This is a genomic window from Bradyrhizobium sp. 215_C5_N1_1 (assembly GCF_052075935.1).
Classification (GTDB): domain Bacteria; phylum Pseudomonadota; class Alphaproteobacteria; order Rhizobiales; family Xanthobacteraceae; genus Bradyrhizobium; species Bradyrhizobium barranii.
On record NZ_CP197228.1, the window covers coordinates 5,491,460 to 5,504,008 of the forward strand.

A 12,549-nucleotide genomic window follows, 5' to 3' on the forward strand; every position below is an offset into this window, starting at 1 on the left:
GCTCTGTCCACAAAGAAGGCAGTCGCGCTGCAGTGCGGCATGCGCGGCTTGCACGTTTGTGTACAAACGGTATCGTCGCGACGTAGGTTTTGACGAGCACTTGGCCACGGGCTTGGGAACGAGGATGACGCAGACACCGATCCGCCTCACCGTGAACGGCAGGATCCACGAGATCACGGCAGCGCCGCAGACGCCGCTGCTCTATGTGCTGCGCAACGATCTCGCGCTCAACGGTCCGAAATATGGCTGCGGCTTAGGCGAATGCGGCACCTGCACTGTCCTGATCGACGGGCAGGCCGCGCGCTCCTGCGTGATCCCCGTCAGCGGCTGCGCAGGCCGCGACATCCTGACGCTCGAGGGGCTCGGCACGCGCGACAAGCCGGATGTGGTGCAGCAGGCCTTCATCGACGAGCAGGCCGCGCAGTGCGGCTATTGCCTCAACGGCATGATCATGACCACCAAGGCGCTGCTTGCGATCAACCCGCAGCCGACCGAGCAGGAGGCGCTGTCGGCGCTGCGCTACAATCTTTGCCGCTGCGGCACCCATGTCGAGATCCTGCGCGCGGTGATGCGCGCATCCGGCCAGATCACTGAGGCCGTTGATTGATGGCCTCCCCTGTTTCGAACGGAGCTGAGCGGCAATCCGGTTCGCTCGTCGTCGTCCGCACCGTGGACGAAGTCACATCCGAGACCTTCATCCGTATCACCACGGATGGATCGGTCACGGCCTATAACGGCCACGTCGATCTCGGCACCGGGATCCGCACCGCGCTCGGCCAGATCGTCGCCGAAGAATTGGATGTGTCCTTTGCACGCGTCGTCGTGGTGCTCGGCCATACCGCCGTGGTGCCGAACCAGGGCGCGACGATCGCGAGCGAGACCATCCAGATCACCGCCGTCCCCCTGCGCAAGGCCGCAGCCCAAGCGCGGCACTTCCTGATCGCGCGCGCTGCCGAGCGGCTGGAGCTGCCGGCCAGCGAGATCAAGATCGAAGACGGCCTCGTGCGCGGGCACAACCGCAGCGTCAGCTATGGCGAACTGATCGGCGGCGAGACCATTCGCCTCGAGCTTGCCGACGACGTCGCGCTCAAGCCCGTTGGCGACTACGCCATCGTCGGCCAGTCGACGCCGCGCGTCGACCTGCCCGCCAAGGCGACCGGCGAGCTGACCTTCGTGCACGACGTCCGGCTATCAGGCATGCTGCACGGCCGCGTGGTGCGCCCGCCCTATGCCGGCGTCGATGCCGGCCCGTTCGTCGGCACCAGCCTGATCGCGGTGGATGAGTCCTCGATACGCGACATTCCCGGCATCATTGCCGTCGTGCGCATCGGCGATTTCGTCGGCGTGGTCGCCGAGCGCGAGGAGAACGCGATCCGCGCGGCGGAGCAGCTCGCGGTGAGCTGGAAGCCGACACCTCATCTAACCGATCTCGCCAACGTCGAGACCGCGCTGCGCGCCAATCCATCGACGCCGCGCACGCTGATCGACAAGGGCGACGTCGATAAGGCGATATCAAGCGCGGCCACGCCGATGCAGCGCACTTATGTGTGGCCGTACCAGATGCACGCCTCGATCGGCCCGTCCTGCGCGGTCGCCGATGTCCAGGACGGTAACATCCGCGTCTGGTCGGGCACGCAGAACCCGCATGTCCTGCGCAGCGATCTGGCGCTCCTGATCGAACGTCCCGAAAGCGAGATCGAGGTGATCCGCCTGGAGGCCGCCGGCTGCTACGGCCGCAACTGCGCCGATGATGTCACCGCGGATGCGCTGCTGCTGTCGCGCGCCGTCGGCCGGCCCGTGCGCGTGCAGCTGACGCGCGAGCAGGAGCATGCCTGGGAGCCCAAGGGCACCGCGCAGCTGATCGATGTCAATGGTGGGCTCGACGCCGACGGCGGCATCGCTGCTTACGATCTCGCCACGCGCTATCCCTCGAACGCCGCGCCAACGCTGGCGCTGCTGCTGACGGGGCGGATTTCACCGGAGCCCATGGTGCTCCAGATGGGCGACCGCACTGCGATCCCGCCCTACGACTACGACCACATGCGCGTCGTCGCCCATGACATGGCGCCGATCGTGCGCGCCTCCTGGTTTCGCGGTGTCTCGGCCCTGCCGAACACCTTCGCGCATGAATCCTATATCGACGAGGCCGCGACCGAGGCCGGCGTCGATCCGATCGAATACCGCCTGCGTTACCTGAAAGACCAGCGCGCCGTCGATCTCGTCAATGCCGTGGCCGAGCGCGCGGGTTGGACGCCCCGGCCCGTCCGCGAAGAGAAAGGCGGCGACGTCGTGCACGGGCGCGGCTTTGCCTATGCGCTCTATGTCCACAGCAAGTTTCCCGGCTATGGCGCGGCGTGGTCGGCCTGGGTCGCCGACGTTGCGGTGAACAAGTCCACCGGCGATGTCAGCGTCACGCGCGTCGTCGCCGGGCAGGACTCCGGCCTGATGATCAACCCCGACGGGGTGCGCCACCAGATCCACGGCAACGTCATCCAGTCCACCAGCCGCGCGCTGATGGAAGAAGTGTCGTTCGAGCGCGGCGCAGTGGCGGCGCGCGAATGGGGCGCCTATCCGATCATCCCCTTCCCCGACCTGCCCAAGATCGACGTGCTGATGCTGCCGCGTCAGGACCAACCGCCGCTCGGCGTCGGCGAGTCCGCCTCGGTGCCGAGCGCAGCCGCGATCGCCAACGCGATCTTTGATGCCACCGGCGTGCGCTTCCGCGAGCCGCCGTTCACGCCGGAGCGCATCCTTAAGGGATTGCACGGCGACGCGGCAGCCATGCCGCAAGCCCTGCCCGCACCCGCTGCGCCGCCGCCGTCACGCATCTGGCAGAATCCGTTCGCCAAGCGCGCCGGCATTTTCGCAACGATTGCGGCGGTCTGCACTGCCGCGATCGGCGTCGGCGCAGCTCTCCTGCCCGGGCGCGCGATCGCGCCGATCGCACGTCCCGATCCATCGGTCTATTCCGCGGCGACGATCGCGCGCGGAGAGCAACTCGCAGCACTCGGCAATTGCGCGGAGTGCCACACCAGCCTCAATGGCGTGCTCAACGCCGGCGGCCGCGCACTTCAGACGCCGTTCGGCACGATCTACTCAACCAACATCACGCCTGACGTCGAGACCGGCATCGGCGCCTGGTCCTATCCCGCATTCGAGCGCGCGATGCGCGACGGGCTGCACCGCGACGGACGGCAGCTCTACCCCGCCTTCCCCTACACCCATTTCGCGAAGACCAGCGACGCCGACATGCAGGCGCTCTACTCCTACCTGATGACCCAGCCTTCGGTGCGCGCCACGGCGCCGGCGAATGCGCTCGCCTTCCCGTTCAACCTCCGCCCGCTGCTTGCGGGCTGGAATGCCCTGTTCCACAGAACGAGCGAATTCAAGCCCGATCCCGCCAAATCCGAGCAGTGGAATCGCGGCGCCTATCTCGTCGAGAGCCTTGGCCATTGCAGCGCCTGCCATTCGCCGCGCAACGCGCTCGGCGCGGAGCAACGCGAGGCCTATCTCGCCGGCGGCTTTGCCGAGGGCTGGGAAGCGCCGGCCCTGACCTCGCTCTCGCATGCGCCGATTCCATGGAGTGAAGACGAACTCTTCGCCTATTTGCGCACCGGCCAGTCGCGTTATCACGGCGTCGCGGCCGGTCCGATGGCGCCGATCGTCAGGGATCTCACGGCGCTACCCGACCAGGACATCCGCGCGATGGCGATCTACCTCAACTCGTTCAACGACCCCGCAACCGATACGCAGACGCAGGATGCGCTCGCCGCGAAGCTCGAAGGCGCAACGCAAGTCGCGACCGCCGCTTCCACCGGCGCGCGGCTCTATCAGGGCGCCTGCGCCGTCTGCCACGAGGTCGGCGGCCTGCCGCTGTTCGGAACGCGGCCCTCGCTCGCGCTCAACAGCAATCTGCACAGCGCGACATCGGACAATCTCGTGCAGGTCGTCCTGCACGGCATCAATGAGCCCGTCTCCAGCGACCTCGGCTACATGCCCGCCTTCAAGAACAGCATGAGCGACGCGCAGGTCGAAGAACTGGTCAGCTTCCTGCGCCAGCAATTCGCGCCGGACAAGCCGGCCTGGTCCGGCGTGCGCGAGACGATCGCGCGGGTGCGCACCTCAACGCATTGATTTTTGGAGCATGACCGGAAAACCGCTTCACACTTTGCGCTAACGCGGCCCTTCGGGTCCGGGTCATGCTCTAGCCGTGCTTCTTCGCCTCCACCGGCGGCGTGCCGTGGGTGTGGAACGACTCGATCGTCTTCAATCCCCACGCCTGCCCCTTCTTGCGCTCTTCCTCGGTCCACACGATCGGCTTCCAGTCGGGGGCGAGGATGAGGCGCGCGCCGGCGTTGGCGACTTCGACGCGGTTGCCGCCGGGCTCGTAGACATAGAGGAAGAAGGTCTGCTGGATCGCGTGCTTATGCGGGCCGGTCTCGATGTGCACGCCGTTCTCCAGGAAGATATCGGCGGCGCGCAAAATCTCCTCGCGGCTGTCGAGCGCGTAGGTGACATGGTGAAAGCGGCCGGGCGTGCCGGAATGATCGAGCGAATAGGCGAAGTCGTAGCTCTTGTTCGACATCGTCAGCCACATCGCCGCTTCCCGCCCGTCGTTGAGCACGATCTGCTCGGTGAGGCGGCAGCCGAGATAGTTTTCGAAGAACTCGCGGTTGGCCTTGATGTCCACGGCGAGGCAGTTGAGGTGATCGAGACGGCGGACGTTGACGCCGCGCGCGGGAAAGCGTTGCGCCTGGTTCTTCAGCGCAGGTCTAAGCTCCGGCGGCGCCTGGTACCATTCGGTCTCGTAATAGAGCTCGACGATATGGCCATCAGGATCGCGGCAGCGGAAGGTCGGCCCCTGCCCCATGTCGCCGTCGATCCAGCCGATGTCGAAGCCGGAGCCTTTGAGCGCGGCGACGCGGCGCTCCAGCGCCTGCTGGCTGCGCGCGCGCAGCGCCATATGCTCCATGCCCGACGTCTTCGACGCCGTCAGCTTGAGCGAATAGCGCTCATAATCGTCCCAGCCGCGCAGGTAGACCGACTCGCCCTTCTGCCCGCTCACCGTCATGCCCATGACGTCAACGAAGAATTTCAGGCTCTCGTCAGGCTTCGGCGTCAGCAGTTCCATGTGGCCGAGATGAGCAAGATCGAGGATCGGTTCGGGCTGCATGCTTTCCTCCGGGCGTGGCTGCGATCCGCCGGACCGGATCGCGCAATCGGACGCAAGGCTGCAAACGCGCTCAAGTGTCCGGGGGCGGCATCCAGGCCGCGGGTTCATTTGTACTAATGTACAAATGATTAGGTCCCGTCAACAAATCAAAACATCGCCGCCCGGATCGAATGACGCGCCAGCCGGGATGACCTCCATCCCCGAACGGCGGACCGACTGGCCGAATGGTAAAATCTTCCTTAAGCGCTGTCGGGCCTATCGGCCTAGAAAAGCGGCATTCCCCTACCGATTCCGCCCGCAAGTATGCATTAGGAGCAAATCTCTCAACCGAATTGTCGCAGATTTAACAAAGCCCCCGCGCCTGCCGTTTAACCGTTTGTCCAGCCGCGGCACGCATAGTCAGGGTTAAACCCCTTGCTCATGCCAGGTTCATTCATCGTGACATCCTTTGGACGCGTGATTTCGGTACGCGGGTCGCTCGCCCGGGTCGGGCTGCTGGCGGCAAGCCAGATGCCGGTCTCAGAAATTCGGGCCACCGTCGGCCGTTTCGTCAGCATCCGCTGCGCCAGCTCGGTGATCGTCGCCATGATCACCGAGGTGTCCTGCGAGAACCTCTCGAGCTCCGACTACATCGCCATCGCGTCGGTCGACCTGCTCGGCGAAATCCACAATGCCGCCGACAAGGCCAAGTTTCAGCGCGGCGTCACCAACTATCCGACCATCGGCGATTCCGTCGACCTGATCACGAGCCAGGAGCTGCGCACGATCTACGCGCCGACCGGATCGGACCAGATCAATGTCGGCTTCCTCCAGCAGGATCGCTCCGTCGTCGCCTATGTCGACGTCGAGGAAATGCTCTCCAAGCATTTCGCGGTGCTGGGATCGACCGGCGTCGGCAAATCCACCGGCGTGTCGCTGCTGCTCAACGAGATCCTGAAATCACGCCCGAACCTGCGCATCTTCCTGCTCGACGTGCACAACGAATATGGCCGCTGCTTCGGCGATCGCGCGCTGGTGCTCAACCCGCGAAACCTGAAGCTGCCGTTCTGGCTGTTCAACTTCGAGGAAATCGTCGACGTGCTGTTCGGCGGCCGCGCCGGCGTGCCCGAGGAGCTTGACGTCCTCGCCGAGGTGATCCCGATCGCCAAGGGCATCTACACCCAGTATCAGAACACCGATCGGCTCGGCCTGAAGCGCATCGATCCCAAGCAGGTCGGCTTCACCGTCGACACGCCGGTGCCATACCGCCTGGTCGATCTGATCTCGCTGATCGACGAGCGCATGGGCAAGCTGGAAAACCGCTCCTCTCGCATCATCTATCACAAGCTGATCTCGCGCATCGAGGCCGTCCGCAACGACCCGCGCTACGCCTTCATGTTCGACAACGCCAATGTCGGCGGCGACACCATGGCCGAGGTGATCAGCCATCTGTTCCGCCTGCCCGCCAACGGCAAGCCGATGACGGTGATGCAGCTCGCCGGCTTCCCGGCCGAGGTCATCGATTCCGTCGTCTCGGTGCTGTGCCGCATGGCCTTCGACTTCGGCCTGTGGAGCGACGGCGTGTCGCCGATGCTGTTCGTCTGCGAAGAGGCGCACCGATATGCCTCCGCCGACCGCAATGTCGGCTTCGGCCCGACCCGCAAGGCGGTGTCGCGCATCGCCAAGGAAGGCCGCAAATACGGCGTCTATCTTGGCCTCATCACCCAACGTCCAGCCGAGCTCGACGCCACCATCATCTCCCAGTGCAACACGCTGTTCACGATGCGTCTGGCCAACGAGCGCGACCAGGCGCTGCTGCGCGCCGCGGTATCGGATGCGGCCGCGAACCTGCTGTCCTTCGTGCCATCGCTCGGCACCCGCGAAGTCCTGGCGTTCGGCGAAGGCGTCGCGCTGCCGACCCGCCTGCGCTTCAAGGAAGTGCCGCCGCACCAATTGCCGCGCGGCGAAGCCACCATCTCAAGCGTGCCGTCGGTCACCTCCGGTCACGACATGCATTTCGTCGGCGCCGTGCTCGAGCGCTGGCGCGGCGCCACCTCGCAACGCGACGTGCCGAACGATCCGGTGTTTTCGCAGCCGCCCGCGAAGACGCTCGCGACCGCCGAAGCGCCGATGCTGCAGCCCTCGATGGGGCTGGACCCGGATCGCTTCTCGCTGCTGAAGAAGCCCCTGCGGTAAGGAACGGACACCGCTTCGGCAAATTCCGCTGTCATGCCTCGGCTTGACCGGGGCATCCAGTACGCCGCGGCCCCTCGATTCAATCACGATCGCCTCTGGAATTTCCCGAACAACGGACAGTCGTGAAAGACGGGGAATGCACCGGATATCGCGGCTCAAGGCCGCGTCTCGCGGATAGCCCAAGGCTTGTCCTTCGTGCTACCCTTGCCTTTTGGAGCCGGTTTGAGCACGCGGGGCGCGAGGATGTCCGTGGGCGGTGCCAATATTGCGGATCGTAACATCATAACGGTGCTCGCCGTCGACATGGTGGGTTCAACTCGCCACATCGCGGCTTGCGACCCCGATGAAGCTCAAGCGTTTTTGGACCAGTGGCTGGATCACATCCGCAGCTCCGTGGAGCGTCTCGGGGGACAGATTGTCCACTATGCGGGAGACGGTGGCATTGCCATATTCGGCTGGCCAACCGCATATGAGGATCATGCGGATCGTGCGTGCATCGCAGCCTGGGATATTCAGAGCCATAGCCAGTCGACCGGCCCCAGGGGAGATCCGGTCAATTTTCGCGTCGGACTTCACTCCGGCCTGGTCGGCTTACGCATAGGCGGGAAAAATGCCATCGCCCGCTTCGACGTTGCCGGAGCGACCGTGCACGTTGCTGCCAAGCTGCAGCAGGAAGCAGCGGCAGGCGAGATCAGGGTTAGCGCCGAAACCGCAAAGCTGTGCCGGTCGCCACTCGGCCTTACGGCGCACAAGACGACTTCGGGAATCGCCGATCGGGTCATCGAGGCCTACACGCTGAATGCCCGGCCGGACGATGTCGATCACAACGAAATCGCCAGCCGCTATCAAAATCCGATCGTGAATCGGGTCGACGAACTTGCGGCGCTTCGGGAGCTCCTCCCGCGCCCGGGCGGCAAAAGCTGCTCCGTCACCCTGCTGGGCGAACCAGGTATCGGTAAGAGCCGCCTTGCGACAGCCGTAATGACCGAGGCGCTGACATCCGACGTGAGATGCTGCGTCTTTTATGGCGGCGTACAGAAACGTGCCACCGCATTCGCCGCCGCCCGCACCTTGGTAGGCGACATGCTCGCTGCAAACAGCTCACCTTCGGATGACCATATTCGCGAGGCTCTCGCGGAACTGCACGTCGAAGCAGGCGATCGCAGAAAGCTCGAAGCCCTATTCATCGCTGGAAAAGCGTCCTCTCGTCAACGATTGACCGACAATACGCAAACGCAAATTGCACGCGCACTTGTCAATGCCTTCCTCGCATTGGCGCTTGATCGACCAACTCTCTTGCTGATCGAAGACCTCCAGTGGATCGATCCGGAAAGCCGCCATTTCCTGAAATTGCTCGCGCGCGCAAGTCCCCCACAGCCGCTTTGCATATTGCTGACCGGACGTCCGGAATCATCAGACCAGTCCATGGAGATTGCGGACTCGCTCATTCATCTACAACCGCTGTCGCGGGCCTGCATGGAGGCTTTGGGACGCCAATTGTGGCCGAAAACTCGATCCCCGACCGTGTTTGCGAGAGCCATCGATCGCGCCGACGGCGTCCCCTTCGTATTGGAAGAGTTCTTGCGTTCGGCGGACGCGACGAACGCAACGAGCGAACATTCGCTACCTCAGAGCGTCGAGTCCGTGATTCATGCGCGGCTGCAACGACTTTCTCCGAAGTTGAAGGCATTCGTGCAGACACTCAGCCTGCTGGGAGAGGAGGTAGAAATCCAATTGGCTACGACGGTGCTCGGCGTGGACGTAGGCGAGCTGCTGACTGCGTTGTTCGAGCTTGCCCGATTTGCTTTTGTCCATCCGCTTGCGGGTAACTCCGTGCGTTTCCGGCATCAGATCATCGCCGAGGCCTGTGCAAACACGATACCGCGTGGCCGGCGTCTGGAAATCCACCAGGCCGCTGTCCAGGCGATCATTCGGCGTTACCCGAATCTGGATGGTCGTTACGAACAGTTGGCCTTTCACGCAGAGGAAGCCGGAGATGCTGATGCTGCACTTGGCTATCTCTGGGACGCTGCCGTCGAAGCGCGCCGGAACGCCGCAGCCTCATCGCTCAGTTTGATATACGACCGGGCGCTCAAGCTCATCGAGCGTCTTGGGGAAGCCGCCGAAGAAAAATATGTCGACTTCGGTCGAATGAGCTTCGCTTCGATGCTGCAACTCGGCGAATTCAAAAAAGTAAATATGCATTTGCCACGAACGTTGGAGCTGGCGCGGCGCCAAGGCAGGATTGCTCACGTGTGCAGCGTCCAGTCGCAACTCGGGATGGTCTACTGGTTTGAGGGCCGGTATGAAGAAGGGCTGCAAATAACGAGCGAGGGACTGAGAACGGCTCGAGCGCTGAAATCGACCGCACTCATATTTTCAAATCAGACCATCATGGCAAATGTGTTGCACAGCATGGGCCACGTCCATCGCGCGATTGCGGCGATGGACGAACTGAATGAAATGCTCACAGGAGAACTCGAGACTGCCCGTCTCGGGACACCGGCCGGTCCAAAATGCACGGTTTTGGCATTCAGGAGCTGGTTCATGAATGCAACAGGTCAATATGCGGAGGCGCTCGGATTCGCGTTGCGTGCATTGGAGATCGCAGTTCGTGAACAGGATTCATATGGGCAAGTGCTCGCCCGCATTACGATGGGACGAAATCTCCTCATGCTCCATCGAAATGACCAGGCTGTGGAATGCTTGTCGATTGCAAGGGAGATCGTCGAACGTAACGGCTACGATGCCAGCAAGGCCAACCTGACCGGAGCAATGGCGACCGCTTTGGCACGAACAGGCCAGGCACATCAGGCCGTCGACCTGATAGACGCTTGTATGGAGAGCGGCACGCATCTGCGGACAGGCCAGATCGAGCTCTGCCTTCTCTATGCGGGTTACGCTGAGGCTCTCGTTCGGGACGGGAAATCCGAACGTGGCCTGAGCGCCTTGGATGATGCTCTTTCCATCGCCAGGACCATCAGGAATCCATGGCTGATTGTCGAATGTCTTGGCTTGAGGGCGCGACTGCTCGCCGAGGCGAAGCCCGGCACCGCCCGCGTCGTTGAGGATCTCGCCGAGATGCACGCGATTTGCGATCAGTTTGGCATTGTTGCCTGGGACGGATCCCGGCTCGCGGTTTAGCAAGGCCGCTCGTGTCGAGACACACCAGTTCACAGGAACCCGTGTCGCGGGCTCGCCGCTCTTCAACGGGCGCGGCATGCAATCCGGGGCTCCGACCCGGAGCAACGACCTTGACGGGACTTTGCCAAGAAGTACAATCTCGAGCATCGGACGGCTATTTCTGACAGCTCTCGTCGCTACCGGGCGAGCTGCGTCTCGCCGAGCTGCGCATATCTCCACAAATTCTGATTTCGAGAAAACGGGTGGTTCAATTGTAGTTCACGGAGGCTCATGCGATGCGTCGTATCGCTTTCCTCATTGGCTTTGCGCTGGTCGCCGCCGCAAGTTCGGGAATTGAGACCGCTCTCGGCGATCCCATTTATGTCGACCAAGGCCCGAAATGGACAGCGGAAGACAGGGCCGACTACTACACGCGCGACCAAGGCTCCCGCTTAATCAACCTCACCTGGTTACGGGCATTGAAAGCGAAGGACGGACAACCGTTCCTCTCGGATGGTCTGACCCGATACGGCTTTCTCCCAAATCCGGGCAATAATACCAACCTCCCCGTCGGCCTCCACATCACGGGTCCCGCAGAGTCCCAGATGGTCGGGATAACATGCTCCGCGTGTCACACGCGGCAGGTTGAAGTTGGGGGCAAGACGTACCGCATCGACGGCGGTCCGGCCTTTATGGATTTCCAGGAGTTCCTGAGCGACCTGGACAAGGCGGTAGGAGACGTAACCGCCAGCGACGCGGCATTCGCTGCATTTGCTGCGGCCGTCTCCCAACCTGCGACACCTTCTGCTGCCGATGTTGCCGCACTACGGCAGAGGGTTGATGCATGGCACCGGCGCGTTCATGCATTCGTGGCCGGTACATTGCCGCCAGTTGGCTGGGGGCCTGGGCGGCTGGACGCCATCGGGATCATCTTCAACCGCATATCCGGCACCGACGTTGGGCCGCCGCCCGATTTTTTGATCCCGGAGAACATGAAGATTGGCGATGCTCCGGTGCGCTATCCTTTCCTGTGGAATTCACCGATGCAGAACCAGACCGACTGGGCCGGTTTTGTGTTGAATGGAAACCGCGTTTTTGCACTTGCCCGGAACACGGGACAGGCTCTCGCATTCGGCAACTTCGAACCAAGGCGCTCGTTCGGCCCGTTCTTCAACTATGCCAACTCCATCAACTTCGATGGACTGAAACGACTTGAGGAATTGCTCCTGAAGATGGGCCCGCCAAAATGGCCATCAGATTGGCCTATCGACTCGAAGCTGGCTAAAGACGGTCAAAAAATCTTCGAGAGGCAGTGCAGCAAGGGGTGTCACGAGAAGAAGGAAGTCCGTGCGCTGCGCGACCTGTTTGTTACGACGTGGGTGACGCCGGTTCAGAACGTCGGCACCGACACACGTCAATTCGACGAGCTTGGTTGGAGGGTGAAGACCGGCGCGCTGAAGGGAGCAGGTATCCCGTTGATCGCCAGGCACCTCGAGGAGGAGGATTATGCCGTCCACATGATGTTCAGTGCAGTCGCCGGAGCGATCCTCGACAATAAGCTGTTTTTGGGGAGCGACGTCGGCTCCGGTGACGGCTTTGGCTCCTTGTTGCCTCCCAACGCCCAAAAGGCGCCCTCCACATCCCTCTCTCTGTCACCGGCTCCGGTCAAGGCGTCCATCGCGCCGCCCAGCAGCGCGCAACCTCCGGGCCAGCCAGAAAGCCTGACGATCGAACCGGGGACGCTTCTTGAGCGGACCCTCAACAGAGGCGAGTATGAAGCTCGCGTGCTGGAGGGAATTTGGGCCGCGGCGCCTTACTTGCACAACGGCTCGGTGCCGACATTGGCGGAATTGCTCGTACCGCCTGCGAAGCGTATGTCACAATTCAAAGTTGGCGCGAGATACGACATCAAAAATGTTGGTCTTGACGTCACACAAGAGGGGCCAAATCGTCCGGTCACCGATTGCAATGACCTCAATTCAGGAAACAGCCGATGCGGGCATGACTATGGCACGCGCTTGAGCGACGACGAAAAGAAGGCACTCCTCGAATATTTGAAGACCCTTTGAGAGCCTCGG

Annotated in this window: 6 protein-coding genes; 5 read left to right on the top strand and 1 reads right to left on the bottom strand. The window is 62.7% G+C overall.

Going from position 1 to position 12,549, the window contains the following annotated elements; genetic code table 11:
* Nucleotides 1-124 precede the first annotated feature (124 nt).
* Together AB7G19_RS26680 and AB7G19_RS26685 are read left to right on the top strand one after the other, a co-directional pair.
* On the top strand, nt 125-607 hold the full coding sequence (locus AB7G19_RS26680; protein ID WP_441268338.1) for a (2Fe-2S)-binding protein: 483 nt from the start codon (nt 125-127) through the stop codon (nt 605-607).
* Nucleotides 607-4,134 carry a molybdopterin cofactor-binding domain-containing protein gene (locus AB7G19_RS26685; RefSeq protein WP_441268339.1) on the top strand — a complete coding sequence of 1,176 codons (3,528 nt, stop codon included), beginning with the start codon at nt 607-609 and terminating at the stop codon, nt 4,132-4,134. Before AB7G19_RS26680 ends, AB7G19_RS26685 begins: the two co-directional genes overlap by 1 nt.
* Nucleotides 4,135-4,204: 70 nt before the next feature.
* On the opposite strand, the gene AB7G19_RS26690 is transcribed toward AB7G19_RS26685, so the two are convergent.
* Entirely contained in the window at nt 4,205-5,173 is a 969-nt protein-coding gene (locus AB7G19_RS26690) for a catechol 2,3-dioxygenase (RefSeq protein WP_038955078.1), read from the bottom strand.
* 420 nt (nt 5,174-5,593) lie between these two features.
* On the opposite strand from AB7G19_RS26690, the gene AB7G19_RS26695 reads away from it, so the two are divergent.
* The 3 genes from AB7G19_RS26695 to AB7G19_RS26705 all read left to right on the top strand — a co-directional run bounded on the left by AB7G19_RS26695 (nt 5,594) and on the right by AB7G19_RS26705 (nt 12,540).
* A complete protein-coding gene (locus AB7G19_RS26695) occupies nt 5,594-7,348 on the top strand; it encodes an ATP-binding protein (RefSeq protein ID WP_162136488.1) in 1,755 nt (584 codons plus the stop codon).
* A 249-nt stretch (nt 7,349-7,597) separates the two neighbouring features.
* A complete protein-coding gene (locus AB7G19_RS26700) occupies nt 7,598-10,492 on the top strand; it encodes an ATP-binding protein (RefSeq protein ID WP_441268340.1) in 2,895 nt (964 codons plus the stop codon).
* Nucleotides 10,493-10,767: 275 nt separating this feature from the next.
* A complete protein-coding gene (locus tag AB7G19_RS26705) occupies nt 10,768-12,540 on the top strand; it encodes a di-heme-cytochrome C peroxidase (RefSeq protein WP_441268341.1) in 1,773 nt (590 codons plus the stop codon).
* Nucleotides 12,541-12,549: the final 9 nt, after the last annotated feature.